Origin of the sequence: Micromonospora rhizosphaerae (assembly GCF_900091465.1) — a bacterium.
In the GTDB taxonomy this organism is placed as follows: Bacteria; Actinomycetota; Actinomycetes; order Mycobacteriales; family Micromonosporaceae; genus Micromonospora; species Micromonospora rhizosphaerae.
In genome coordinates this window covers 4,815,059-4,840,978 of sequence record NZ_FMHV01000002.1, presented here as the reverse complement: position 1 = coordinate 4,840,978, position 25,920 = coordinate 4,815,059, and the positions used below count along the sequence as shown (strand labels likewise).

The following is a 25,920-nucleotide window of genomic DNA, read 5'->3' as shown; positions in this document are numbered from 1 at the left end:
CGGCGGGCCGAGTCCGGGCTGCACCGCACCGGGCCGGGGCACCACAGGCAGCGCGGTCACCGTCGGCCGTCCACGGCGCGCAGCACGGCGGCGAAGTCGCGGGTCGCGCGCAAGGTGCCGCGTACCGAGCCGGAGACCTTGGACCGGGTGCCGGCGGCGCGCCGCCCGTACGCCACGTCGCGCTCGTGGATCCGCCAGCCGGCGGCGGCGGCGCGGATCAGCAGCTCCAGCGGGTAGCCGAAGCCCCGGTCGGTGACCCCGAGGGCGAGCAGCGCCTCCCGGCGGGCCACCCGGATCGGGCTGAGGTCGCGCAGCGGCACGCCCCGGTGCCGCAGCAGCGCGGCGACCAGCGCCGTGCCGGCCCGGGCGTGCCACGGCCAGATCCCGGCGGCGGTCGGGCGGCGCCGGCCCACCGCCAGGTCCGCCGTGTCGGCGGCCACCGGGGCGACCAGGGCGGGCAGCTGGCGTGGGTCGAAGGAGCCGTCGGCGTCGAGCACGCAGACCAGCTCGGCCTCGGCGGCCTCGAGGCCGGTGTGCACGGCCGCGCCGTACCCTCGGCGGGGCTCGCGAACCACCCAGGCGCCGTGCCGGGCGGCCACCTCCGGCGAGCCGTCCCGGGATCCGTTGTCCACCACGATCGCCCGGTATCCGGGCGGCAGCGCGGTCAGCACGCCGGGCAGGGCGGCGGCCTCGTCCAGGCACGGCAGCACCACGTCGATGAGTCCTGGCATATCGCCGACATTAGGTGTCGGCGGGGTCGCCGGAGGCGCGAACGGCCTTACGTAACCCTTACCGACCTTGCGTTGCTTACCGTCCGGTGACGGTGTGGTGATTCGGCTGCCGGGCCGGCCGGAGCCGCCGTACCGTCCGGTCGTCATGAGGTCCCAAACGGCTCCGCCCCGATCAGCTACCGTGACGCGTCCTCCGGGCTGGACCCGGAGCGACGCCGTCGTGCTGTGCGTGGAGGCGGCGCTGCTCGCCGCCGCGGTGGTCGTCGGCGCGATGCTGAACGCCCGGGGCGTGCGCCTGCACGCGGACGCGGCGCCACTCTTCGCCACCTGGCGGCCGCACGTCGGCTGGGGGACCCCGCTGGCGCTGCTGCTCGTCGCGGCCGTCGTGCTCGGCCCGGGCCCGCGCTGGGCCCGGACCGCCCGGTGGAGCGTGCTGCTGGCCGCCGGCTGGCTGGCGTCGGTGGCCTGGACGCTCGCCCTGGCGCTGGTGGACGGCTGGTCGGCCGGGCTGACCCGGCGGCTCACCGTGCAGGCCGAGTACCTCTTCGAGGTGCCCCGGGTGACCGACGTGCCCCGGATGCTGGCCGGCTTCACCGACCGGATCCTCGACTTTCAGCCCGAGTCGTGGTCCACCCACACCGCCGGCCACCCGCCGGGCGCCCTGCTGGTCTTCGTCTGGCTGGACCGGGTCGGCCTGGGCGGCGGCGCCGCCGCGGCGCTGGCCTGCGTGCTGGTCGGCGCGACGGTGGCGGTCTCGGTGCCGCTGACGCTGCGGGCGCTGGGGGCGGCCGACAGCGGCCGCGCGGTCCTGCCGTTCCTGGTGCTGCTGCCGGGCGCCGTCTGGGTGGGCGCCTCCGCGGACGGGATCTTCGCCGGTGTGGTCGCCGCCGGCCTTGCCCTGCTCGCGCTCCGCGGACCCGCCACGGCGCTGGCCGGGGGCCTGCTGCTCGGCTTCGCGCTGCACCTGTCGTACGGCTTCATCCTGGTCGCGCCGCTGGCCCTGGTGGTGCTGGCGTTGCGGCCGACCCGCCGACGGGCCGCGTTGCTCGGCGCGGCGGCCGGGGTCGGCGCGGTGGTTGCCGCGTTCACCATTACGGGTTTCCGCTGGTGGGAGGGGTACGACCGGGTGGTCGAGCGCTACCACCAGGGCTGGGCGGCGGACCGCCCGTACGGCTACTGGGTCTGGGCGAACCTGGCGGCGCTGCTGCTGTCGGCGGGGCCGGTGCTCGGTCCGGCGCTGCGCCGCACCCTGCTGGTGGCCCGGGCCGGGTGGTGGTCGGACCGCGCCGGCCCGGCGCCCGTCGGGGCTGGCTGGGCGTTGGCGGAGCGGGCCCGCCGCCTCGGGCCGGTCGTGCTGCTGCCGTCGACCGCGGCGCTGGCGGTGACCGCCGCCGACCTGTCCGGGATGAGCAAGGCCGAGGTGGAGCGGATCTGGCTGCCGTTCGTGGTCTGGCTGCTGGTCGCCACCGCGCACCTGCCAGGGCCGTCCCGCCGCTGGTGGCTGGCCGGGCAGGCGGTCACCGCGCTCGCCGTCAACCACCTGCTCCTCACCGTCTCCTGAGCGGCCCGGGATGCCGCCCGACGCGGACCGGTCAGACGGCGAGGGCGGCGGGCTCGCGCAGCGGGTCGGTGGCGAACGCGGTCACCCCGTCGACGAAGCCGACCCGGGCGGTGTAGCCGAGTAGTTCTAGCGCCCGGCGCGGGTCGGCGACCACGTGCCGTACGTCGGCCGCCCGGGCACCGCCCACCACCTCCGGCGCGGGTCCGCCCATCGCGGCGGCGAGCGCGGCGGCCAGTTCGCCGACCGTGTGCGGCTCGCCCGAGCAGACGTTCACCGGCACCAGGCCGTCCGGGGCGGGTGCGGTGAGCGCCAGCAGGTTCGCCCGCGCAACGTCGGTGACGTGCACGAAGTCGCGGCGCTGCGCGCCGTCCTCGTAGACCCGGGGCGGCTGCCCGGCGGCCAGCGCGGAGCGGAAGATCGAGGCCACCCCGGCGTACGGGGTGTCGCGGGGCATCCGGGGGCCGTAGACGTTGTGGTAGCGCAGCGCCCACACCCCGCCCCCGGTCTGCCGGGACCAGGCGCCGGCCAGGTGCTCCTGGGCGAGCTTGCTGGCCGCGTACGTGCTACGCGGCTCCAGCGGAGCGTCCTCGGGGACGAGCGCGGCGGCGAGTGGGCTGGCGCAGTCCGGGCAGGTGGGGTCGTACCGGCCGGCGGCCAGGTCGACGGCGCGCCGCGGGGCGGGATGGACCACGCCGTGCCGGGCGCACCGGTAGCGGCCCTCGCCGTAGACCACCATTGAGCTGGCCAGCACCAGCCGGGACACCCCGGCCCGGTGCATCGCGGCGAGCAGCACCGCCGTCCCGTAGTCGTTGTGGCTGGCGTAATCGGGGGCGTCCGACGGGTCCAGCCCGTGCCCCACCATCGCCGCCTGGTGGCAGACCGCGTCCACCCCGGACAGCAACCGGTCCAGCAGCTCGGCGTCACGGACGTCGCCGACCACCGGGGCGTGCCGCCGGGACCACTCCGGCAGCTCACCGCCGTGCGCCTGGGGCAGCAGCGCGTCCAGGCAGACCACCTCGTGCCCTTCGGCGACCAGCAGGTCCGCGACCTGCGATCCGACGAAACCGGCCGCGCCGGTGACCAGTACGCGCACCTGACCACGGTAGGACCGTCTTGCCGGCCAGCCGACCCATTCAGCCTGGTGGTCATGCTTTCGTAAGGGTTTCCACCTCATGTGCCGGTTGTCGTTCCCGTAGCGTGCAGACAGGAGGAAGGGGTCATCGCATGGCGTTTCCGCGACGGCTGTGGCGGGTCCTGGACCGGCACCCGCCACCCGGGATCGCCGGGATCGGCCGCCGATGGCGCAGCCCGCTGCGCGGCCCGTGGCTGACCTCCGTGTACGGGTTGGTGCTGCTGGTCGGCCTGCCTCTCGTGATCATCACCGGTCTGCTCGACTACGCCGCCTACAGCCCCCAGTTCGGCCAGGCCCTTCCTCGGGACGTGGGCTGGTTGCGGCTGCCCCCGTTCGACTGGCCCACCCGGCCGGCCTGGCTGTTCCGCCTTACCCAGGGGCTGCACGTGACCCTCGGGATCATGCTGATCCCCATGGTGCTGGCCAAGCTGTGGTCGGTGATCCCGAAACTGTTCGACTGGCCGCCGGCCCGCTCTCTGGCGCAGGTGCTGGAACGGCTCTCCCTGCTGCTGCTGGTCGGCGGAATCCTGTTCCAGATCGCCACCGGCCTGCTGAACATCCAGTACGCGTACCTGTTCGGCTTCGACTTCTACACCGCGCACTACTTCGGGGCGTGGGTCTTCATCGCCGCGTTCGTCGCGCACGTCGCGCTGAAGCTTCCCCGGCTGGTGTCCGCGCTGCGATCTCGACCGGTCCGCGCCGAGCTGCGGACCTCCCGCGCCGCGACCCGGGCCGAACCGCCGGATCCCGACGGTCTGGTCGCCGCCCAGCCGCGCCCGGCGACGATGACCCGGCGCGAGGCCCTGGCCCTGGTCGGGGGACTCTCCCTGCTCCTGGGCGCGTTGACGATCGGGCAGAGCCTGGATCCGCTGCGCCGCACCGCCCTGCTGCTGCCCCGCGGCCGGCAGCCCGGCCACGGACCGAACGGCTTCCCGGTGAACCGCGCCGCCGCCGCGGCCGCCATCCGCGACACCGACACCGGCCCCGACTGGCGGCTCAGCCTCAGCGGCGGGAAGCGGCCCGTCGCGCTGGACCGGACGCAACTGCTCGCCCTGCCGCAGCACACCGCACGCCTGCCGATCGCCTGCGTCGAGGGATGGTCAACCGCGCAGACCTGGACCGGCGTACGACTGCGCGATCTCGCCGCCCTCGCCGGTGTGCCCGAACCAGCGTCCGCACTGGTCCGCTCCCTGGAACAGGCCGGCCTGTTCAACCAGGCGGTGCTGCAGGCCAACCAACTCCGGCATCCGGACGCGCTGCTCGCCCTGCGGGTCAACGGCGCCGACCTGTCCCTGGACCACGGCTACCCGGCCCGCGTCATCGTGCCCGCCCTGCCCGGCGTGCACTGCACCAAGTGGGTCACCGACATCGCCTTCCGGACCCGGTCCGATGCGTGAGCTGGCCCCCCGGTTCCGTGCCGGCTACGGCGCCGGTCCCTGGCATCTGATCCTCACGCTGGTCTGCCTCACGGTCACCGGATGGGTCGTGCTGCGGCTCGCCGGGGAGACCGGCGCGGAACGGATGCTGGCCTGGTTCGTCGGCGCGGCTGTCGCCCACGACCTGTTCCTCTTCCCGATCTACGCCACGGCCGACGCAGCCCTGCGCCGGCTGCTGCGCGTCAACGGGCACGCCGCCCCAGCAGCCCGGGTATCGGCGGTGAACCATATCCGTGTGCCGGCCCTCGCCGCGGGCCTGCTGCTCCTGGTCTACCTGCCCGGCATTCTCGGGCAGGGTCGGGCGACGTACCTCGCGGCCACCAGCCAGGACCGGCAGGCCCAGCTCACCCGGTGGCTCGCGATCACCGGCATCATGTTCCTCGCCAGTGCCGTCTGGTACGCGATCCGCGTCCGCCGACTTCCGCGAAAACCGGGCTAGACCCAACGCCGTTCAGTTAGGCGTTCGCGGGTGCGGTCAAGGGGTGTGTTGATCAGGAAGTGAGAAGCGGAGTTCCGGTATCAAGGTTTGTCACTCCAAGACAACCCAGAACCAGGAACTCCGCTCGGTGGATCAGATTGCCATAACCCGTACCGTCACGGTAGCCGCGGGACCGTTCGCGCCGGGTCATCTCGGTGAGCTGACTCGTCTGCTGCCGTTCGAGATGGTCGATGACGTTTTGGCCGGGACCCGGCGTACACAGCAGCGGATCCGGCTGTTGCCGGCCCGGGTCGTGGTGTATCTACTGCTGGCCGGGTGTCTGTTCGCCGATCTCGGCTACCGGCAGGTATGGGCGAAACTCGTCGCCGGCCTGCGTGGGCTGCCGCTGAGGACACCGACCGGCAGCGCTCTGCGACAGGCCCGGCAGCGGCTCGGCCCGGCCCCGTTACGGGCGTTGTTCGACCTGCTCCGCGGTCCTGCCGCGACCAGTGCTGTGGCTCAGGTGTGGTGGCGTGGCCTGCTGCCGGTCGTCATCGACGGCACCACCCTCACCATCGCGGACTCACCAGCCAACCTGCGCCGCTACGTCAAACACCGCGGTAACAACGGCGGTGCCGGTTACCCGACGCTGCGGCTGAGTGCCCTGCTGGCGTGCGGCACCCGCTCGGTGCTCGACGCCGTGTTCGACCCGATCACCACCGGTGAACTCGCCCAGGCGCAACGGCTGGCCCGCAGCTTGCGTGCCGGGATGCTGCTGCTGGCCGACCGCAACTACGCCGCCGCCGACCTGATCACCACCCTCACCGCGACCGGAACCGACCTGCTCATCCGCTGCAAGACCGGCCGCAAACTCCCGCTGATCCGCCGCTGTCACGACGGATCCTGGCTATCGGTCATCGGCAGCCAGCGCATCCGCGTCGTCGAGGCCCGCATCAGTATCACCACCACCGGCGGCAGCCACACCGGCGACTACCGGCTGATCACCACCCTGCTCGACGCGCACCGTTACCCGGCCGCCGAACTGGCCCGGCTTTACCACCAGCGCTGGGAGATCGAAACCGCCTACCTGGAACTCAAGTCCACCATCCTCGGCGGCCGGGTCCTACGAGCCCGCACCCCTGACGGCATCGACCAGGAGATCCACGCCCTGCTGATCGTCTACCAACTACTCCGCACCGCCATGGTCGACGCCACCGACAGCCAGCCCGGCCTCGACCCGGACCGGGCCAGCTTCACCACCGCCCTCCACGCCACCCGCGACCAGATCGTCCACGCCGCCGGCGTCATCGCCGACACCGTCACCGACCTCGTCGGCGCCATCGGCGAACGCATCCTGGCGAACCTGCTGCCCGACCGCCGCATCCGGACCAAAACCCGCATGATCAAACGCTCAAACTCCAAATACCAGGCCCGCGGACCGAACATCGACCGCCGCACCTACAAGGCCACCACCAGCATCGACGTCCTCACCGACGAACCTTGACCCACCAGCCACCGGCCTAACTGAACGGCGTTGGGGCTAGACCCGGTGCCCGGTCGCGTCATCGTCTCAGCGCTTCCTGCGGCGCGTGGCTGCGGTCCGGTCGAACCGCTGGTGTTTCTTTGCCGCGCATCGCAATGGTGACCGTGGCACCGGGTGACAGCAGCATGGACCTGTCCCGGACGGCCACCCGAACGGGCGGGTCCGCCCCGGGCGCGGCCGAGATCCGCACCTCCTGGTGCTCGATGGTCAGGGTGATCAAGAGGTTGCGGTACCGGATGACACACTCGAGGCGATCGAGCCCGTCGGGCAGCAGCGGGTTGAGCCGGAGCACGTCGCCGCGAATCTCCAGGCCGGTGTAGCAGCGTTGCAGGATGTCCAGCGACCCGGCGGTGGCGCCGAGGTGGATGCCCTCCCGGGTCGAGCTGTGTTCCGGATCCGTGAGGTCGGTACCGAGTGCCTCCAGCAGCATCTCCCAGGATCGGCGGCGGTCGGTACGGGCCAGCACCCACGCGTGCGCGATCCGGCTGAGGGTGGACCCGTGCGCGGTGCGGGAGAGGTAGTAGTCGACGGTGGCGGGGATGCGCGCCGGGTCGAAGTCGTACCCGAGGCCGCGCACGAGTCCGGTGAGCTCCTCGGCACTGAACAGGTACAACAGCATCAGCACATCCGCCTGCTTGGAGATCTTGTACCGGTTCGGGTCGTTTCCCTCGGCCTGCAGCAGCCCCCCCAACATCCGGAGGTCGCCGTACCGCCGCCGGTACCGGTCCCAGTCCAGTTCCGCCAGGTCGCCGTACCCGTCGAACTGAGCGAGGATCCCGTGGTCGAGGAAGGCGAGCCGCAGCCGACGCGCGATGTGCGACCAGCGGCGGCCTTCCCCGTCCCCGATGGCCACGTCCCGCCACGGCGCCGCCCCCGGATGCCGGCCGACGATCGCGCACGCCTCGCGGGCCCGGGCGAGCACCCACGCGACCATCACGTTGATGTACGCACAGTTGTCCATCCCCTGGCCGGGCCGGCCCGGATAGCCGTCGTGATACTCGTCGGGCCCCAGCACACCTCGGATGTCGTAGCGGTCGTCCGACGGGTCGTAGGTGGCCAGCCCCGCCCAGAATCGTGCCGTCTCGATCAGCAGTTCGAGGCCGTGGCCGGCGAGGAACGACAGGTCGCCGGTCGTTTCCCAGTACCGCCACACGCAGTACGCCACGGCCAGATTGACGTGCTGCTGCCGGCCGGTGTGGTCGTCCACCCACTTGCCGGTCGCCGGGTTGCGAACCCGGTCGGGACTTTCGTCCCGGCCACTGCTCCCGCTCTGCCACGGGAACAGGGCACCCACCATCCCCGCCGCGGCGGCCTGCCGCCGGGCCGCCGCCAACCGTCGGTGCCGGTACTCGAGCAGCGCCCGGGTCAGCTGCGGCAACCTCAGATTGAGGTACGGGTAGATGAACAGCTCGTCCCAGAAGATGTGCCCGTGGTAGCCCTCGCCGTGCAGCCCGCGCGCGGGGACCCCCGCGTCGAGATCGATCGTGTGGGGCGACAGCGTCTGCAGCAGGTGGAAGGTCTGCAACCGGACCCCCAACTGCCACACGTGCTCCTCACCCACGTCGAGCCGGAACCGGTCCCACAACCGTGCCCACGCGGCGGCATGCTCGCCCAGCAGCAACTCGAACGCCCCAGCGCAGCGGAGCTCCTCCCGGGCGGCGCTCAGCGGCTCGTGCATGGCCCGGTCCCGAGCGGAGAACACCGCGACCGTCTTCGCCACCGACACCTGCTCGCCGGCCGCCACGTCGATCCCGAACACCTGACTCACGTCGTCCGGCCGCTGGACCGTGTGGGTGGCGTGCGAACGGGCGGCGCCGAGCATGCTGATCCTGGTCCGGGCCGTGACGGCGATCCGCTGATGCGATCCGGTCGTCGCCGCCGTCAACCAGACGGTCTCGGGGTCGTCCGCGCCGGTCGCGACATCGGTGAGGTGCCGCCCGCAGGTGCCGGTGTCGGCCGCCGCGTTCGCGTTGACCACCCCGCCGTCGATGCCCGACCTGATCTCCAGCCGACCCGACCAGTTCTCCGCGATGATGTTGGTCTCGAGCGCCGCCACGTGCGGGTTCGCCATCGACACCAGCCGGCGCTGTCGGATCCGGGTCCGCCGCCGCTCGTGGTCGACGACCAGCAGGTCTCGCAGGTACACCCCGCGGCGCAGGTCCAGCACCCGGTGCTCGTGCCGGCGGCGACCCCGCCCTGGTGCGTACCACTCGCCGCCGGCGGGACGAAACGTCAACGGCAGCCAGTTCGGCAGGTTGACGATGCTCTCGTCACCGTACGGTGGGTCGGGGCCGGAGAGCCGGTTGTGGAAGCCGGCCAGGTAAGTCCCCGGATAATGGACGTCGTCGGCTGACGCCTCCGGATCCGCCCCCCGGGTAGCCAGATAGCCGTTGCCCAGGGTGAGCATCGCCTCCCGCGTCCCTTCGGCGGCCGGCTCACCGTCCAGGTACGCCAGCGCCCACGCCTCCGGCGGGCTCCCGGTGCACAGCTCACAACCAGGATCCGTGTCGGCCGGCACCCCGCCCCTCCTCTCCGTCGGCGGTGCCGTTCCCGGTCCCCGGCTCGGCAAACTCCACCGGTCAAGGTCGTGCGGCGAGCAGCCGGCGGATCTCGGCGGCCGCCGGATGATCCGGCGCGGCGGCCAGGAAGCGCCGGAGGGTGGCGTCCGCCTCGCCCCGGTCGGCCTCGCGTTGGGCCAGGCCGAGCACCAGCAGGGCGTCCGGCGAATCGGGCGTGTTCGTCAGCACCTGCCGCGCCATCTGCTCCGCACCGGCCGGGTCGCCGGCGCGGACGAGGGTGAAGGCCAGTCTCAGTCGGATCGAGTCGTCCGGCTGGGTGCGCAACGCCTGCCGGTACAGGTCCGCCGCCGCGCCGTACTGCTGCTGCTGTTCCAGGTCCCGGGCCAGCAGCACGGCGACCGCGGCCGGGTCGGCCGCCGCTCCGCCGGCAGCCGTCGGACCGACCCTGGTTGCGGCCAGTGCCACCGACGCGACGATGGCCACCAGGCCGAGCGAGCCGGCCCGCCAGGCCAACCGGGCAGCCCGGGCGCTCGGCGCGGTGATCGGCCGCGTGGCGGATCGTCGCCGGGCCGGGCGCAGCGTGCGTACGGCCGCGAAGCCGGCGGCCAGCAGCACCAGCAGGGGGACGACCCAGAGCAGCAGCGCCGGCCCGTGCAGCGGTGGATCCGCGAGCACGTCCTCCCCGTAGCGCTGCACGAACCAACGGCGGATCTCGTCGGGAGGGCGCCCCTGCGCGACCTGGTCGGCCACCACCTGCCGCATGGCGGCAGCGATCGGCGAGCGGGAGTCGGCGACGGATTCGCCCTGGCAGGCGGGGCAGCGCAGGCCGGCGGCGATCGACCGCACCGGGTCCGCCCGCTCCCCGGCGGACCCGGATCTGATCAGCCCCACGAGGGCCGCCGCCAGCAGGGCCGCCATGACGACCGAGCCCAGGGCCCCGCGCCACCTCATCCGGCCAGCAGCGGCCCCACCCGCTGCTCCAGCCACTGCCGGCTCACCTGCCCCTGCTCCCGGTCGGCGATCCGCCCCTCCCGGTCCACCACGAAGGTCTCGGGCAGGCCCCGTACGCCCCAGCCCACCGCCAGCGTGCCGTCGGGGTCGGTCAGCACGGTCATCGTCTCGGCGCCCGTGTCGCGCAACAGCGCGCGCACCGCCTCGGGGCCGTCCCGCACGTTCAGGCCGACCAGTTGCAACCCCCGCGTCGACCAGCGCTGCCGGGCTTCGACCAGCAGCGGCAGTTCCTCCCGGCACGGTCCGCACCACGAGGCGAAGACGTTGACCACCAGCACCTGACCGTGTGCGTCAGCCAGATCGAAGTGACCCCCGTCCAGCGTCGGACCGGACAGCGCCGGAGCGACGGCGCCGGGTGCCGTACCCGCCGAGGCGACCGTCGTCGGCGAACGCAGGCCCACCGCGAGCACCGCACCGACGGCCGCGGTCAGCAGCAGAGCCAGCGCAGGCAGCGCGACGCGGGGCGGCCGGCGCGAGCGCACCCGAGCCTTCACGTCCGGGCCTGCGCGACGGTGGCGGCGCCTACGGCCGGTCGGACCTCAGGCGGGCGGGAGTTGCCGGTGCGACGCTGCCGGACTGACGTCAACAACGCCAGCAGGCCGCCCGCCACGGTGAGCGCACCACCGGCCCAGAGCAGGCCGACGAGCGGGTTGACGGCGAGCCGTACCGTTGCTCCGCTGTTGTCGGGCGCCACCGCGATCAGCGTGACGTACGTGTCCCGCAGCAGACCCGTCTCGATCCGCGGCACGGTGACGGCCGTGTCCCGCGCGGGGTAGTAGCGCAGGTCGGGGGCGAGGATCCGGTCGCGATCCCGCGGCTCGGTCAGCCGGAGCCGGGCGCTCACCGCCATGCCGTCGGCGCCGGCCTGACGGTGCACCTCGACCAGCCGCACCGAGACGTCGCCGACCGTGACGGCTTCGCCGACCCGGAGCTCCCGCTCCGCGCTGGCACTGTAGGCCGAGGTGCCGGCCACGCCCAGGGCCACGACCGCGATGCCGGCGTGCGCCGCCAGCCCCGCGAATCCGGCGAGTCGGGCTCGGCGGGACGCCCGCGCGGGCCGTCGTAGCCGGTCGGTCGCCTGCCCGGCGACGCCGGCGAGCACGAAGGCTCCGGCGGCGAAGGCGGTGAGTGCGGGAAGACCGGGCCGGTTGGCCAGCCCCACCACGGCGACGGTGGCCAGCGCGGCGCCGGCCGGCACGGCGAGCCGCCGGGGCGACCCCCGTAGGGCCGGCGTCGCGCCCATGACCACCAGCAGCACGACGGCCAACGGCACGGCGGTGCGGTGGTAGTAGGCGGGCCCGACGGCGGTCCGGGTTCCGCCGAGGGACTCGGAGAGCAGCGGGAAGATGGTGCCGACCAGGACCATTGCCGTGATGGTCAGCAGCAGGACCCCGTTCACCAGCACTGCGGTGCTCCGTGACAGCAGCGGCGCGGGTGGCCCCGCCGCCGGCGGCGGAGCGCGCCATCCGGACAGGACCGTCGAGACGGTCACCGCGAGCAGCACGAAACCGAGCAGCATCGGCCCCAGTGGGGAGGCGGTGAAGGCGTGCACGCTGGCCACCGCGCCGGACCGGGTGAGGAACGTGCCCAGCAGCACGAGCACGAAGCTCGCGCAGGCCAGCAGCACGTTCCAGGTGGCCCGGGTCCCGGGGCGGCCCGCCGGGAGGGTGGTGTGCAGGAACGCGGTGGCGGTCAGCCAGGGCAGCAGGGAGGCGTTCTCCACCGGGTCCCAGGCCCAGTAGCCACCCCAGCCCAGCACCGCGTAGGACCACCAGGCGCCGAGGCCGATGCCGGCGGTCAGCGTGACCCAGGCGAACAGGGCCCAGGGTCGGGCGGCGGACAGCCAGCCGCGGCCCGCCCGGCCGGCGAGCAGCGCGGCGAGTGCGAAGGCGAACGGGACGACCAGGCCGATGTAACCGGCATACAGCAGCGGGGGATGCAGACCCATCGCCGGGTGCTGTTGCAGCAGCGGGTTGGGGCCCGGCCCGCTGACCGGCACGGGCTGTACCGTCCGGAAGGGATTCGCGGCGAAGTACGCCAGCGCGAAGAAGAACATGCCCACCGCACTGACCACGACCATCGCGTACCCGTGCAGCCGGCTGGGGTACCGGCCCGGGCGACGGGCCAGGGCGGTGGCGTAACCGCCGTGGATCAGCAGCCAGAGCAGCAGCGAGCCGTCCAGCGCCGACCAGAGACTGGTCACCGTGTAGTAGACGGGAACGCCGTGTCCGCCGTTCTCGGCCACGAACCGCACGCTGAAGTCGTGCCGGAGCAGCGCCGCCTCCAGGACGGCGCAGGCGGCCACCGCGGCGAGCAGCGTCAGTGTGGTGGTGATCCGGGCCGGGCGGGTCGGTCCGCCGAAGAGGGCGGTCCGCAGCCAGAGCAGGGCCGTGAGAGTGGCGGAGAGCATTCCGGCCGCGAGGCTCGCGGTGCCGAGTTCACCGAGCATCGGCGGGCTTCCCGGGTCCGGTCGACGGCCGGTACTCGTTGCCGTGCCGGACCAGCACCCGGTCGGAGCGGAACACCCCGTCCGAGTCGAGGACGCCCTCGACGACCGCCTCCTCGCCCTCCCGGAAGGTCTCGGGCGGCACGCCGCGCTGTGCCACGGTGACCTCATGGCCGTCCTCGGCCAGCCGGAACACGACCAGCTCGTCGGTCCGGCTCAGCGATCCGGGGACGACCTCGCCACCCAGTCGCAGCCGGTGGCGTCCCGCGTCCGGGTCGCCGAGCACCTCGGCGGGGGTGCGGTAGTAGGTAAGGGTGTCCTGCAGGGCGCTGGCGGCGAGCACGCCGCCGGCGGCGAGGACGACGGCGATCGCGGCGATTCGACCGGAGCGCGGGCGGATCATCCGATGGGGACCCGGGTCCGAGCGTCCGAACCCGGCAGACCGGACGTCTGCCGGCCGAGCCGGCGTTCGAGGGCGACCAGCCGGTAGAGCAGCACGCAGAAGGCGCCGAGCGTCGCGGCGGCCACGGCGAGCAGCAGGGCCACCCCCATGCGCAGGTCGATCGGGGGGCGGTCCGGGGCCAGCACGGTGGCCTGCTGGTGCAGTGACCGCCACCAGACGACCGAGAAGTGCACGGCCGGTACCAGCAGGAAGCCGCTCACTCCGAGCACCGCCGCCGGTCGGGCGATCCGGTGGTCCATGCCGTCCAGAGCGCCGGTCCGTTCACTGATCATCCGGCGCAGCGCGAGGTAGCCGGCGTAAGCCAGGAGCAGCAGGGCGGTGCTGACCAGGCGTGGATCCCAGGCCCACCAGGTGCCCCAGACCAGGTGTCCCCAGAGTGCACCGCTGACGATCGCGACGGCTGTCAGCGCGACGCCGACCTCGGCGGCGGGCCGGGCCAGGCGGTCCCACCGCAGGTCCCCGCGGATCAGGTACGCCGCGCTGCTCGCCAGGACGACCGCGAACGCGGCGTACGCCACCCAGGCGGCTGGTACGTGCAAATACATCAGCCGTTGCGCCTGCCCCTGAAACCGGTCCGGGGGCGCCACCACGCCGCCGGCCACGGCGGCCGCCACGGCGAGGCCGCCGGCGAACCACGCGATGGTTCGGCGCCGGGCGGCGGCCTGGAGGGTGTCCGAGGCGAGGTCGACGCTGGAGGTTTCCATGATCTTCCTGTCCGCGCCGCTCCGGCGCTTCCTGGCGGCGGTTGCCGTCGCATCCGGACGATAGCGCAGCGAAACGGACGGAAGGCCACGTAACCCCATATAGGGCCGGAAAACCTGCCAGTGGCACTAGCCTTTCTCGTGGTGGACACGAGACGGTCAGCGAGGACGCCCGGCGCCGAACAGCGGAGGCGCCGGCCGATGCGCGGTGCCCGGGTGGTCGCCGCCGGGCTCGGTGCACTGTCCGTGCTCGCCGGATGCCCGGCGGACGCGCCCTCCGCGCTCGACCCCGCGGGGGCCGGGGCACACCGGATCGAGGGCCTCTGGTGGCTGCTGTTCTGGGTCTCCGTGGTGGTTTTCCTCGAGGTGGCGGCTCTCCTGGCCTGGGCGCTGGTGTTCCGGCGCGGCGAGCGGACCCGGATCCGGCACGGCCAGCCGCTGCGGTTCGTGACGATCGCCGGCGCCGGGCTGCCCTTCGTGATCCTGGTCGCGGTGTACGGGGTCGGCCTGCGGGACCTCGCCGCGCTCAGCGCGGATCCCGGGCCGGATGGTCCGACCGTCGAGGTCACCGGCCACAAGTGGTGGTGGGAGGTGCGCTACGAGGGGGTCTCCGGGGCCACCGCCAACGAGATCCACATCCCGGTCGGCGAGCGGGTACGGGTGCGGCTGCGGGCCGCCGACGTGCTGCACAGCTTCTGGGTGCCCCAGCTGATGCCCAAGACCGACCTGATCGCCGGCGAGATGCGCGAGACGTGGCTGCTCGCGAACCGGGCCGGCAGCTACCGTGGGCAGTGCGCGGAGTACTGCGGACTGCAGCACGCCCACATGGCCTTGATGGTCATCGCCGAGCCGCGGCGGGACTTCGACGCCTGGGTCGCCCGCCTGGGTGCGCCGGCCCGCGCACCGCAGTCGGAGGCCGAGCGCCGTGGGCAGCAGGCGTTCCTGCAGGGCACCTGTGCCGCCTGCCACGCGGTACGCGGCACCAGCGCCCAGGGCCGGGTCGGGCCCGACCTGTCCGACATGGGCGCCCGGTGGAGCATCGGGGCCGGCGCGGTCCCCAACGACGCCGGCCACCTGGGCGGGTGGATCGCCAACCCGCAGACGGTCAAACCGGGCAACGCCATGCCGCCGCAGCCGGTGGACGCCGCGCAGCTACCCGACCTCATCGCGTATCTGCGGTCGCTGAAGTAGCCGCCGGGGGAGGGGAATCGAATGTCGACTGTTGCCCCGCCCTCGTCGGGGGTCAGCCGGGAGGACCTGGACCGGCTCGCCGAACACTGGGGTGAGCGGCCGTCGGTCCGGTCCTGGTTCAGCACCATCGACCACAAGCGAATCGGCCGCCGTTACCTGGTGACGGCCGGTCTGTTCTTCGTGCTCGCCGGCCTCAGCGCCCTGCTGATGCGGACCCAGCTGGCCCGACCGGAGGCGGGCATCCTCTCCCCGCGGGAGTACAACCAACTGTTCACCATGCACGGCACGGCGATGATCTTCCTGTTCGCCACCCCGATGCTCTTCGGCTTCGGCAACTTCCTCGTCCCGCTGATGATCGGCTCGCGGGACATGGCCTTCCCGAAGCTCAACGCGCTCGGCTACTGGATCTTCCTGTTCGCCGGCCTGTTCATGTGGGCGAGCCTGCCGTTCGGCGCGGCGCCGAACAACGGCTGGTTCGCCTACGCCCCGCTCAGCCAGGAGCAGCACAATCCCGGGTTGCACATGGACGTGTACGCCCTCGGCCTGCTCTTCCTCGGCATCTCGACGACCGCCAGCTCGATCAACTTCATCGTCACCGCGCTCAAGCTGCGCGCCCCCGGGATGTCACTCAACCGGGTGCCACTGTTCGTCTGGGCGATCGTGGCCACCGCGTTCATGGTCATCTTTGCGCTGCCCGCGTTGAACGCGGACAACGCCATGCTGTTCCTCGACCGCCGGTTCGGCACGCACTTCTTCGACCCGTCGGCCGGCGGCAACGTGCTGCTCTGGCAGCACCTGTTCTGGATCTTCGGCCACCCGGACGTATACATCATCGTGATGCCGGCGCTGGGCATCGTCTCCGCGGTGCTGCCCGCGTTCACCCGCCGGGGCGTGGTCGGCTACCCACTGATCGTGCTCTCCATCGTGGCGATCTCGATCATCTCGTTCGGGGTGTGGGTGCACCACATGTTCGCCACCGGGCTGCCCCAGCTGTCGTACAGCTTCTTCAGCGCGGCCAGCTCGATCATCACGATCCCGTCCGGCATCCAGATCTTCGCCTGGCTGGCCACCATGCTGCTCGGCCGGCTGGTCGTCCGGGTACCGCTGCTGTTCCTGATCGGGTTCATCGTGACCTTCGTGCTCGGCGGCTTCACCGGGGCGATGTTCGCGCTGACCGCGTTCGACCAGCAGGTCACCGACTCCTACTTCGTCGTGGCGCACTTCCACTACGTCCTCATCGGCGGCGCGGTCTTCCCGATGCTCGCGGGCCTGTACTACTGGCTGCCGAAGATCACCGGCCGGATGTACCACGAGCGGCTCGGCCGATGGGCGTTCTGGCTGGTGTTCGCCGGCATGCACGTGACCTTCTTTCCGATGCACCTGTACGGCCTGTTCGGCATGCCGCGCCGGGTCTACACGTACCGCGGCGACCTGGGCTGGGACGGGTGGAACCTGCTCAGCACCGCCGGGTCGTACCTGCTCGCCCTCGGTCTGCTGCTGGTGCTGGTCGGGGTGGTGCACGCGCTGCGCCGCGGCCGACCCGCCCCGGCCGACCCGTGGGGCGGGGACACCCTGGAGTGGTCGACCAGTTCCCCGCCGGAGCCGTACAACTTCCCGGTGGTGCCCCGGGTGCACAGCCTGCATCCCGTGTGGGACGAGCGCACCGCCGAGTCGACCGGGCCGGGCGCGACCGAGGACCGCATCCTGAGCGACGGACGTCGGACGGTGTTCACCAGCGAGCTGGACGCGCGCTACGAGCGGGCGGTGCGGATGCCGGAGGCCAGCCTGCAGCCGCTCGTCCTCGCCACGGCGCTGCTGGTCCTCTTCACCGCGCTGCTCCTCGGCTGGTACCCGCTGGCCGGCCTCGCGGTGGTCGCGGTGGCCGCGACGGTGGCGGTCTGGGCCTGGCCACCCCGCTGGGCGGACGAGGCGGCGGCATGACGGGGCGTGGTGGCGTCGCGGCGGCGACCGGGGCCGAGGCGCTGAGCACCGAGCTACCGGTCGGCCGGCCCACCGGCTGGTGGGGGATGGTGCTCTTCGTCACCACCGAGGCCACCCTCTTCGCCTGCCTGCTCGGCAGCTACTTCTATCTGCGCTTCCAGTACGGTCCCCACTGGCCCCCGCACGGGATCGAGGCACCGAAACTGCTCCGGCCACTGGTGATGACGGCGGTGCTGCTGCCCAGCAGCCTGCCGGTGATCTGGGCGGAGCACGGCATCCGCCGCGGTCAACGCTGGCGGCTGCGCGCCGGACTGGCCACCACGCTGCTGCTCGGCGCCACCTTCCTGACGTTGCTGGCCACGGAGTATGCCGAGACGCTGCGGCACTTCACCCTCACCACCGACGTCTACGGATCGCTGTTCTACCTCATCACCGGCTTCCACGGGTTACACGTGCTGGTCGGGCTGACGATGCTGAGCTGGCTGTTCGCCGCGTCCCTGCGGCGCGGCCGCTTCGGCGCCCGCCGGCACGAGCGGGTGCGTAACGTCGCGATCTACTGGCACTTCGTCGACGTGGTCTGGGCCGCCATCCTGTTCACCATCTACCTCTCGCCGAGGCTGTGATGAGCGTCCAGCCAGATCACCGCGCCCGGCTGACCGGTGGGCTGCTGCTCTGGTACGGCGTGCTGGGCGGCGCGCTCGCCTGGGCGGTGCACCTGTTCGTCGGCTGGAGCCTTGACGAGCTCACCTGCGCCACCGGGGCCGACACCGTGGCACAGGTCCCGCTCTGGCAGGCCGTCTGGCTCGCGGTGGTCGTCCCGGCGGTCGCCACCGTCGGGGCCCTGCTGGTCGCAACCCTGGCATGGCGGCGGACCGCGCGGGCGCAGCGCGGGCGCGAGGACGATCCGTCATTCGGCCGGGCCCGGATGCTTGCCGTGGTCGGCATCTGGGCGAACCTGCTCTTCCTGGCCATCATCGTGCTGGGTGGCGTCGCCGTGCTGGTGCTGCCGCCGTGTCAACGATGACCGCCACCGGGGCGAGCATGGACCCGGGCCGGGGCTCCGTCGCGGAAGGCCTGCTGGCGATGGTGCTCGTCGTGTCGCTGGCCCTGGTCGCCGCGGGGTACGGACGCGGTGTGCACGAGCTGTGGGCACGCCGCGGCCTCGGCCGGGTCGTGCCGGTCTGGCGCGTGGTCGCCTTCGGTGCCGGCCTGCTCGTCGTCCTCGCCGCTCAGGGCGGCCCGGTCCACGAGCGTGCCGAGGGCTCGTTCGCCGGACACATGGCCCAGCACATGCTCCTTCTGCTACTGGCCGGGCCGCTGCTCGCGGCCGGGGTCGCGGGGCTGCCGGTGAGCCTCGTCTGCTCGGTGCCGCTGCGCCGGCGGCTGGCCCGTTGGCGGGTCACCCCGGCCGCCCGGTGGCTGCGCCGGCCGACGACGTACGCGCTGCTGGCCGGCGGGGCGCAGACCCTGGTGCTCTGGATCTGGCACCTGCCGACGACCTACGTCGCCGCGCTGGAGCATCCCGTCGTGCACGCCGTGGAGCATCTGTGTTTCGTCGGGTCGGCGTGGCTGCTCTGGACGCCGGTGGTCGGCTCGCCGCGCCACCGGCCGCCCGCCCCGGTGGCGGTCCTGCTGCTGCTCGGCACCATGCTGCCGGCCTCCGCGCTGGGCGCGGTGCTGACCTTCGCCCCCGAACCGGTCTATCCCGCCCAGGTGTTCGGCACCGATCCGCTGGCGGATCAGCAACTGGCGGGTCTGCTGATGTGGGCGCCGATGGACGTGGCCGTCCTGGTCGCGACGCTGGCCATGTTCCTGCGCTGGCTCCTGCAGCGGGAGCGGCTCGACGCTGACCGGTCGGTGCCGGCCAGCGGCGACCGGTGGAACGGGGATCCCGCGGTCGAGGCGCGGACGGAAAGGCTGGTGGGATGAGGATTCCTCGTCGGATCGGGGTCCGGTGGCCCGTCCTGCTGGCGATGTCGGTCCTGGTCGCCGTGCCCGCGTGCAGCCGGACCGACCCGTCACCGCCGCCCGAGTCACGTACCGGGAATCCGGAGCGGGGCGCCGAACTCATCCAGCAGTACGGCTGCGGCTCCTGCCACACCATCCCGGGCATCAACCGGGCCAACGGTCTCGTCGGTCCACCGCTGACCCGGTTCGGTGCCCGCTCGTACATCGCCGGCGAGCTGCCCAACAACGCCGACAACCTGCGGCGCTGGATCTCGAATCCGCAGGCGGTGGAGCCCGGAACGGCCATGCCCGCCCTCGGCGTCGACCCGATCGACGCGCAGGACATCGCCGCCTACCTCTACACCCTGGACTGAGCCGTGGACGTGCGAGGAAGAGCCGACGGACCCAGGGGCGGAAGCGGCGCGTTCGGGCGGTGCGGTCCGCACCCACGCCGGGCCCTGGCGGTGGGGACCGCGCTGGTCATCGTGGTGGGACCGCTCGCGCTCGCACCGGCGCCGACGCCCGGTGGCTCGCCGGCCCCACCGGCACCCGCCGGTGCTCCGGCCACCGGCGATCCCGGCGCCGACCTCTACCTGCGTACCTGCGCCACCTGTCACGGTGAGCAGGGGCAGGGGACGCAGCGGGGGCCGTCACTCATCGGGGTGGGGCCGGCGTCGGTGGCCTTCCAGTTAGGTACCGGACGGATGCCGCTGGCCCGGGAGGAGCAGCAGCCGAGGCGCCGGGATCCGGTCTTCTCGGCCGAAGAGATCCGGGCCCTGGTCGGGCACGTCGCCAGCTTCGGCGGCGGGGGGCCGCAGCTCCCGCGGGTCGCCCCGGGCGACGTCGTGGCGGGGCGGGAGCTGTTCGCCGCCAATTGCGCGCCCTGCCACTCCGCGACGGGTGCCGGGGGCGCCCTGACGAACGGCTGGACCGCCCCGCCGCTGTACGACGCGACGGCGGTCCAGGTCGCCGAGGCGGTGCGGGTGGGTCCCGGGCTGATGCCGGCGTTCCCCAGCCAGGTGCTCACCGACCGGCAGGTCGACGACCTCACCAGCTACGTACGGCTGATGCAGAGCGAGCGGCTGGACCGGGGTGGCAATCCCCTCGGCCGGCTGGGGCCGTCGACGGAGGGTGTGCTCGCCTGGGTGGCCGGTCTGGCCCTGTTGCTGCTCTTCGTCCGCTGGCTGGGCAGGAGGGCGGACCAGTGAGCGGCCGGCGACCAACGGCGGCCGAGCGGACGGCGGGCCGCCGGATCGTCCTCGCCTTCATCATCAGCGCCGCGGGTGCGGTCGGATTCGCGGTGACGTACGGACTCGGCGGACAGACCCAGTGGGAGGGGGCATCCCTCGCCGTCGCGTTCGCCGGGCTGGCCCTGGGCCTGGCCACCTGGGCGCGCCGACTGGTGCCGACCGGCGGGTACGTCGAGGAACACGAGGGGTTCACGCCACCGCCGCCGGAGCAGGCGCTGGCCGCGGCGGCCCTCAGCGACGAGGACAGCCCACTGCGCCGACGCGGACTGCTCGCCGCGCTCGGTCTCGCGCTCACCGCGCTCGGTGTCGCGGCGCTGTTCCCGCTGCGCTCGCTGCTGCCCCTCCACCGGACCCGACCCGCCCAGGCGCTGCGCGACACAGACTGGGCGCCCGGAGTGCGGCTGGTCAACGCCGAGGGGCGCCCGCTGCGCCCGGCGGACGTACCCGCCGACACCATGGTCGCGGTCTTCCCCGAGGGACGCACCGACGCCGGGGACGCCCCCGCCTTCGCCGTACGCCTCGACCCCCAGCGCTTCTCGGACCCCCCGCCCGCCGGACACCTCGACGGACTGGTCGTCTACTCGATGCTCTGCACCCACGCCGGCTGCCCCGTCCGCATCTACCTCAAAGGCGCCGGCCGCCTGCTCTGCCCCTGCCACCAGTCCTCGTTCGACCTGCTCGCGGCGGCCCGCCCGGTCGCCGGTCCGGCCGCCCGAAGCCTTCCCGGCCTGCCGGTCCAGGTCGATCCGGAGGGGTTTCTGCGAGCCACCGGTGACTTCACCTCCCCGCCCGGCGCCGGCTACTGGGGTCGGCCATGATCGTCGACCGGCTCGTCCGGGCGGTGGATGACCGGCTCCGGCTCTCGCCGGTCGCCCGGCGGGCGCTGGCGAAGGTCTTCCCGGACCACTGGTCGTTCATGCTGGGCGAGATAGCGCTCTACGCGTTCGTCGCCCTGATCCTCACCGGCGTCTACCTGACGTTCTTCTTCGACGCCAGCTCCGCGGACCGGGTCTACCAGGGCGACTACGCGCCGCTGGACGGCGCAACGACCTCGGCCGCCTACGCGTCCACTGTGGAGTTGAGCTACGACGTACGGGCCGGATTGCTGCTCCGGCAGACCCACCACTGGGCCGCGCTGCTCTTCGTCGGCGCGATCGTGCTGCACCTGATGCGCATCTTCTTCACCGGGGCGTACCGCAAGCCCCGCGAGATCAACTGGTTGATCGGCGTCACCATGCTCGCGCTCGCCCTGCTGAACGGATTCACCGGTTACTCCCTGCCAGACGATCTGTTGTCCGGGACCGGCCTGCGGATCATTCATTCGGTGGTGCTGTCGACCCCGGTCATCGGGAGCTGGCTGGCGTTCCTCGCCTTCGGGGGCGAGTTCCCCTCAGACGTCATGATTCCGCGGATGTTCATCACCCACGTCCTGCTGGTCCCCGGCGTGCTGGTCGCGCTCGTCTCGATGCATCTGGCGATCCTGGTCCGGCAGAAGCACAGCCAGTTCCCCGGCCCCGGTCGTACCGAGCACAACGTGGTCGGCTCCCGGCTGTGGCCGAGCTACACGCTGCGGACGCTCGCCCTGTTCGCCTGGGTGCTGGCGGTGCTGTTCGCGCTCGGCGGGCTGGCCCAGATCAACCCCGTCTGGATCTATGGCCCCTTCGAACCGGCACAGATCTCCTCACCCGCCCAGCCCGACTGGTACGTCGCCTGGGGCGAGGGCGCGCTGCGGCTGTTCCCCCCGGTGGAGTTCCGGGTCTTCGGCCACCTCGTGCCGGCGCCGTTCTTTCCCGGGGCGGTGCTCGGCGGTCTGACCTTCGCCGCGCTCTACGCATGGCCGTTCGCGGAGCGCCTGCGCACCCGGGAGAAACGGTCACACCAGCTGCTCGACCGCCCCCGTCAGCACCCGGCCCGGCTGGGCATCGGGGTCGGCGTGATCGCGTTCTACGCGGTGTTGGTGATCGCGGCGGCGGACGACATCATCGCCCGGCTGCTGCGGGTACCGCTGTCCGACGTCCTGTCGGTGCTGCGCGTGCTGGCTCTGGTCCTGCCGATCCCGGCCGGGCTGCTCGCGTTCCTGACCGCGCGGGCCATGCGGGTGGGCGACAGCCGGCGCCTCGGTGACCTCACCGGGACGGAGTTCCGGCGGGCGGCCGGCCGGCGGGACCGGTCGACCGACGACGCGGAGCGCCCCGAGGAGAACCCGCCGGGGGAGAGCCGGGAGGGGCCCGCCACACCTCGGATCGAGCTGTGGCCGGAGCGGGACGCCTGGCGATGGCGCTACCGCCAGGGGGCCGACGGGGTGATCCTCACCAGCAGCAGGCCGGTGCTGTCGGAAGAGGAAGCGGTCGCCGCCGCCCGGCTCGCCTACCCGGGCGTCGAGCGGGTGGTGGTGCCGGGGCCGCCGGCGCCTCCGCCGGCCGGACCGGTCCGCGCCGCCCTCCGCCGGTGGGGACGGGCGATGGCCGCCGGCTCCCTGCTCATTGCCGCCCTCGTCGACCGGCGGCGGGACCAGCGACGACGGGAGCAGGAGCGGGCGGATCGCGAACCGGGAGGACGGCAGACGCCCGGCTGACCGGTGAAGGGCCGGACAGGCCCACACCTCCTTACGTCAACTCTTGGTTCATGGCATTAATCGTGGCGTTGATGCATCCTGGGTGGGGCCGCCGGCCGGTGGCGCCCGGGAAAGGACGACCGCGGACATGGACGCCAGACGCACCACCGTGCGCGACATGCGCCGCGCCAACCGCTCGGTGCTGCTCACCCGGATCTGGCTGGACGGCCCGCTCAGCCGCCAGGAGCTGGGCCAGACCACCGCGTTGAGCCTGGCCAGCGTGAGCAACCTGGTCGGGGAGATGATCGACGAGGGGATCGTCGAGGAGGCCGGCTCGGTCGAGTCCGACGGCGGTCGTCCCCGGGTGCTGCTGCGCGTCGCCCCCGGCTACGGCTACCTGGTCGGCGCCGACGTCGGCGAGACCCGCGTCCAGGTCGAGCTCTTCGACCTGGCGATGACCGCGCTGGCCAAGGCGGAGTACCCGATCGCCGCCGCCGAGCCGGACCCGGACGACGTGGCGGCCCACCTGCTGCACGGGCTGGCCGCGGTCATCGAGCAGGCCGGCGTCGACCCCGCGGCGGTGCTCGGCTTCGGCGTGGCGGTGTCCGGGACGGTGGAACGGACCGCCGACGCCGTCGTGCACGCCCAGACGCTCCGCTGGGACGGGGTGCCACTGGGGGCGATGCTGCGCGCCGGCACCGATATCCCCGTGCACGTCGACAACGGCGCGAAGACCCTCGGCCAGGCGGAGATGTGGTTCGGTGCCGGCCGGGGCACCCGGCACGCGGTCATCGCCCTCGTCGGCTCCGGGGTCGGGGCCTGCGTGGTGGCCGACGGGGTGAGCTACCGGGGCGCGCACAGCAGCGCCGGCGAGTGGGGCCACACCACGATCGTGTACGGCGGTCGCCGCTGCCGCTGCGGCAACCTCGGCTGCCTCGAGGCGTACGTCGGCGCGGAGGGTGTGCTCGACCGGTTCCGACAGGCCAATCGGGGCCGCCCGGTGCCCGGCGGCGACGAGGAGAGCGCGTTCGGCGAACTGCTGCGCTCCTCGACCCGCACGGCCGCCAAGGTGCTCGACGAGACGGTCGGCTACCTGGGCGCGGGCGTGGCCACGCTGGTCAACCTGTTCAACCCGGAGCGGGTGGTGCTCGGCGGGTGGGCCGGTCTCGCGCTGGGGGACCGGTATCTGCCGCGGATCCGCGAGGCCACGGCGCGGCACGCCCTGCGCCAGCCGTACGCGCAGTCCTCGATCGAGCTCTGCCAGCTCGGACCCGACGCGGTCGCGATGGGCGCGGCCACCCTGCCGATGGCCCGGCTGCTGCGCGACGGTGGCGTCGCCCGCGACGCGTCGGCCCGGATCATGCCTGCACCCCGGCGGCCGGCGCGCCGCCCGCGGTCCCGGGCCCGCTGAGCCGTCGGCGCGCCCGCTCCCGGGCCCGCTGAGCCGTCGGCGCGCCCGCTCCCGGGCCCGCTGGCGGGCGGGCCGGCGACACCGCCGCCGGCCCGACCCTCGCCCAGGACGGCAGGGTCCACTTCTGGTTGGCGCCGCCGGTGCAGGTCAGATCGGCATTTCGCGCCCGAGCCGATGGCGAAGCGGCCGCCCGGGGAGGGCCCGGGCGGCCGCTTCGCGGTGGCTCACCGCTCGCCGCGGATCCGGTGGACCGTCTCGCGGTACCAGAGCGCGCTGCGCTTCGGGGTCCGCCGCTGGGTGTCGTAGTCGACCCGGACGATGCCGAACCGCTTGTCGTAGCCGTACGCCCACTCGAAGTTGTCCAGCAGCGACCAGGCGAAGTAGCCGCGCACGTCCGCCCCGGTGAGCCGGGCCCGGGCCACCGCGCGCAGGTGCTCTGCCAGGTACGCCACCCGGTCGTCGTCGGCCACGAAGCCGTCGGCGTCCGGCTGGTCGTCGAAGGCCGCGCCGTTCTCGGTGATCACGATCGGCACGCCCGGGTAGTCCCGGCTGAGCCGCACCAGCAGGTCGGTGAAGGACTCCGGGACGATTTCCCAGCCCATCGCCGTGCGGGGCAGGTCCCGCGGGACCACCCGCCGCACCGGCCGGCCGTCGGCGTCCTGCTCCCGCCCATCGTCATCCACACCGGAGTAGAGCTGGCCGAAGTAGTAGTTGACGCCGAGCACGTCGAACGGGGTGGAGATGACCGCCAGGTCGTCCGCCTCCACAGGTATGCGCACCCCCTCGCGGGCCAGGTCGGCCACCACGTCCTCGGGGTACCGGCCGTGGACCAGCGCGTCGAGGTAGAGGCGGTTGCCCAGGCCGTCGGCGGCGCGCGCCGCGTCCCGGTCCGCCGGGCTGTCGGTCGCCGGATCGGCGGTGGCCAGGTTGACGGTGATGCCCAGCTCCAGCGGTCCGCTGGCCGCCGCCCGCAGCCGTCGCACCGCCAGCCCGTGACCAAGCAGCAGATGGTGCGCGGCGGCGATCGCGTCGCCCAGGTCACGGCGGCCCGGGGCGTGCAGACCGTAGAAATAACCGAGCATGGCCGAGCACCACGGCTCGTTCAACGTGGTCCAGGTCCGCACCCGGTCGCCGAGCGCGTCGAAGACCAGCTCCGCGTAGTCGGCGAACCGGTGGGCGGTGTCCCGGGCCGGCCAGCCGCCGGCGTCCTCCAGCGCCTGCGGCAGGTCCCAGTGGTAGAGCGTGACCCACGGGTCGATCCCGCGGCCGAGCAGCTCGTCGACCAGCCGGTCGTAGAAGGCCACCCCGGCCGGGTTCACCGGCCCCCGCCCGTCGGGTTGCACCCGGGGCCAGGCCACCGAGAAGCGGTACGTGTCCAGGCCCAGGTCGGCGATGAGCGCCACGTCCTGCGGCATCCGGTGGTAGTGATCGCAGGCAACGTCGCCCGTGTCGCCGTTCGCCACCGCGCCGGGCACCCGGCAGAAGGTGTCCCAGATGGACGGCCTGCGGCCGTCCTCGGCGACCGCGCCCTCGATCTGGTACGACGAGGTCGCCACCCCCCACCGGAACGTCGGCGGGAGGGTGTCGATCGGGTCCGCCTGCCCCGTGGTCGCCGGGATGGTGAGGTCGCTGTCCATGGTTCTCCTCGCGGTCGCGAATGGTGTA

At 73.2% G+C, this 25,920-nt stretch carries 23 protein-coding genes; 14 read left to right on the top strand and 9 right to left on the bottom strand.

Annotated features, from left to right (window positions below; genetic code table 11):
* Positions 1-56: 56 nt before the first annotated feature.
* On the bottom strand, positions 57-731 hold the full coding sequence (locus tag GA0070624_RS22750) for a glycosyltransferase family 2 protein (RefSeq protein WP_091344345.1): 675 nt from the start codon (positions 729-731) through the stop codon (positions 57-59).
* 145 nt (positions 732-876) lie between these two features.
* On the opposite strand from GA0070624_RS22750, the gene GA0070624_RS22745 reads away from it, so the two are divergent.
* Complete coding sequence (locus GA0070624_RS22745; RefSeq protein ID WP_091349325.1) at positions 877-2,292, top strand: hypothetical protein; 1,416 nt, start codon at positions 877-879, stop codon at positions 2,290-2,292.
* Positions 2,293-2,323: 31 nt separating this feature from the next.
* Here GA0070624_RS22745 and GA0070624_RS22740 read toward each other — a convergent pair whose 3' ends face one another.
* Complete coding sequence (locus tag GA0070624_RS22740) at positions 2,324-3,385, bottom strand: NAD-dependent epimerase/dehydratase family protein (RefSeq protein ID WP_091344342.1); 1,062 nt, start codon at positions 3,383-3,385, stop codon at positions 2,324-2,326.
* A 131-nt stretch (positions 3,386-3,516) separates the two neighbouring features.
* On the opposite strand from GA0070624_RS22740, the gene GA0070624_RS22735 reads away from it, so the two are divergent.
* From GA0070624_RS22735 to GA0070624_RS22725, 3 genes are all read left to right on the top strand, one after another.
* Positions 3,517-4,821: a molybdopterin-dependent oxidoreductase gene (locus GA0070624_RS22735; protein ID WP_091344337.1), complete on the top strand. Its 1,305-nt coding sequence runs from the start codon at positions 3,517-3,519 to the stop codon at positions 4,819-4,821.
* Complete coding sequence (locus tag GA0070624_RS22730; RefSeq protein ID WP_091344333.1) at positions 4,814-5,299, top strand: hypothetical protein; 486 nt, start codon at positions 4,814-4,816, stop codon at positions 5,297-5,299. The genes GA0070624_RS22735 and GA0070624_RS22730 overlap by 8 nt, the downstream gene beginning before the upstream one ends.
* A 223-nt stretch (positions 5,300-5,522) precedes the next feature.
* Positions 5,523-6,782, top strand: a complete 1,260-nt coding sequence (locus GA0070624_RS22725) for an IS4 family transposase (protein ID WP_245718936.1) — start codon at positions 5,523-5,525, stop codon at positions 6,780-6,782.
* 58 nt (positions 6,783-6,840) lie between these two features.
* Here the strand turns inward: GA0070624_RS22725 and GA0070624_RS22720 are convergent, their stop codons facing one another.
* The 6 genes from GA0070624_RS22720 to ccsA form a co-directional block, all read right to left on the bottom strand.
* Complete coding sequence (locus tag GA0070624_RS22720; RefSeq protein WP_245718935.1) at positions 6,841-9,339, bottom strand: glycoside hydrolase family 65 protein; 2,499 nt, start codon at positions 9,337-9,339, stop codon at positions 6,841-6,843.
* Between the two features lie 61 nt (positions 9,340-9,400).
* On the bottom strand, positions 9,401-10,291 hold the full coding sequence (locus GA0070624_RS22715) for a cytochrome c-type biogenesis protein CcmH (RefSeq protein WP_091344328.1): 891 nt from the start codon (positions 10,289-10,291) through the stop codon (positions 9,401-9,403).
* The gene (locus tag GA0070624_RS22710) at positions 10,288-10,845 is read right to left on the bottom strand and encodes a TlpA family protein disulfide reductase (protein WP_091344324.1); all 558 of its coding nucleotides are present in this window, start codon (positions 10,843-10,845) and stop codon (positions 10,288-10,290) included. Before GA0070624_RS22710 ends, GA0070624_RS22715 begins: the two co-directional genes overlap by 4 nt.
* Entirely contained in the window at positions 10,842-12,800 is a 1,959-nt protein-coding gene (locus tag GA0070624_RS22705) for a heme lyase CcmF/NrfE family subunit (RefSeq protein ID WP_091344321.1), read from the bottom strand. The genes GA0070624_RS22710 and GA0070624_RS22705 overlap by 4 nt, the downstream gene beginning before the upstream one ends.
* Positions 12,790-13,200 carry a cytochrome c maturation protein CcmE gene (locus GA0070624_RS22700; RefSeq protein ID WP_091344318.1) on the bottom strand — a complete coding sequence of 137 codons (411 nt, stop codon included), beginning with the start codon at positions 13,198-13,200 and terminating at the stop codon, positions 12,790-12,792. The genes GA0070624_RS22705 and GA0070624_RS22700 overlap by 11 nt, the downstream gene beginning before the upstream one ends.
* Complete coding sequence (gene ccsA / locus GA0070624_RS22695) at positions 13,197-13,964, bottom strand: cytochrome c biogenesis protein CcsA (protein ID WP_091344315.1); 768 nt, start codon at positions 13,962-13,964, stop codon at positions 13,197-13,199. Before ccsA ends, GA0070624_RS22700 begins: the two co-directional genes overlap by 4 nt.
* A gap of 198 nt (positions 13,965-14,162) precedes the next feature.
* Here ccsA and coxB point away from each other — a divergent pair, with 198 nt between their 5' ends.
* From coxB to GA0070624_RS22650, 10 genes are all read left to right on the top strand, one after another.
* Positions 14,163-15,152, top strand: a complete 990-nt coding sequence (gene coxB / locus GA0070624_RS22690; RefSeq protein ID WP_091344310.1) for a cytochrome c oxidase subunit II — start codon at positions 14,163-14,165, stop codon at positions 15,150-15,152.
* A gap of 21 nt (positions 15,153-15,173) precedes the next feature.
* A complete protein-coding gene (gene ctaD, locus GA0070624_RS22685) occupies positions 15,174-17,093 on the top strand; it encodes a cytochrome c oxidase subunit I (RefSeq protein WP_091344305.1) in 1,920 nt (639 codons plus the stop codon).
* Positions 17,090-17,716, top strand: coding sequence for a cytochrome c oxidase subunit 3 (locus GA0070624_RS22680; protein WP_091344300.1), 627 nt, complete (start codon positions 17,090-17,092; stop codon positions 17,714-17,716). Before ctaD ends, GA0070624_RS22680 begins: the two co-directional genes overlap by 4 nt.
* On the top strand, positions 17,716-18,117 hold the full coding sequence (locus GA0070624_RS34205) for a hypothetical protein (RefSeq protein WP_141715134.1): 402 nt from the start codon (positions 17,716-17,718) through the stop codon (positions 18,115-18,117). The genes GA0070624_RS22680 and GA0070624_RS34205 overlap by 1 nt, the downstream gene beginning before the upstream one ends.
* Positions 18,114-19,022, top strand: coding sequence for a cytochrome c oxidase assembly protein (locus GA0070624_RS22675; protein ID WP_245719176.1), 909 nt, complete (start codon positions 18,114-18,116; stop codon positions 19,020-19,022). The genes GA0070624_RS34205 and GA0070624_RS22675 overlap by 4 nt, the downstream gene beginning before the upstream one ends.
* A complete protein-coding gene (locus tag GA0070624_RS22670; RefSeq protein ID WP_091344292.1) occupies positions 19,019-19,414 on the top strand; it encodes a c-type cytochrome in 396 nt (131 codons plus the stop codon). The genes GA0070624_RS22675 and GA0070624_RS22670 overlap by 4 nt, the downstream gene beginning before the upstream one ends.
* Before the next feature lie 90 nt (positions 19,415-19,504).
* Entirely contained in the window at positions 19,505-20,248 is a 744-nt protein-coding gene (qcrC, locus tag GA0070624_RS22665; RefSeq protein ID WP_176731823.1) for a cytochrome bc1 complex diheme cytochrome c subunit, read from the top strand.
* Positions 20,245-21,108, top strand: a complete 864-nt coding sequence (locus GA0070624_RS22660; RefSeq protein WP_091344287.1) for a QcrA and Rieske domain-containing protein — start codon at positions 20,245-20,247, stop codon at positions 21,106-21,108. The genes qcrC and GA0070624_RS22660 overlap by 4 nt, the downstream gene beginning before the upstream one ends.
* Entirely contained in the window at positions 21,105-22,865 is a 1,761-nt protein-coding gene (gene qcrB, locus GA0070624_RS22655) for a cytochrome bc1 complex cytochrome b subunit (protein WP_091344283.1), read from the top strand. Before GA0070624_RS22660 ends, qcrB begins: the two co-directional genes overlap by 4 nt.
* 127 nt (positions 22,866-22,992) lie before the next feature.
* Complete coding sequence (locus GA0070624_RS22650) at positions 22,993-24,255, top strand: ROK family transcriptional regulator (protein ID WP_091344280.1); 1,263 nt, start codon at positions 22,993-22,995, stop codon at positions 24,253-24,255.
* A gap of 224 nt (positions 24,256-24,479) precedes the next feature.
* Here the strand turns inward: GA0070624_RS22650 and GA0070624_RS22645 are convergent, their stop codons facing one another.
* Positions 24,480-25,892: a GH1 family beta-glucosidase gene (locus GA0070624_RS22645; RefSeq protein WP_091344277.1), complete on the bottom strand. Its 1,413-nt coding sequence runs from the start codon at positions 25,890-25,892 to the stop codon at positions 24,480-24,482.
* Between the last annotated feature and the right edge of the window lie 28 nt (positions 25,893-25,920).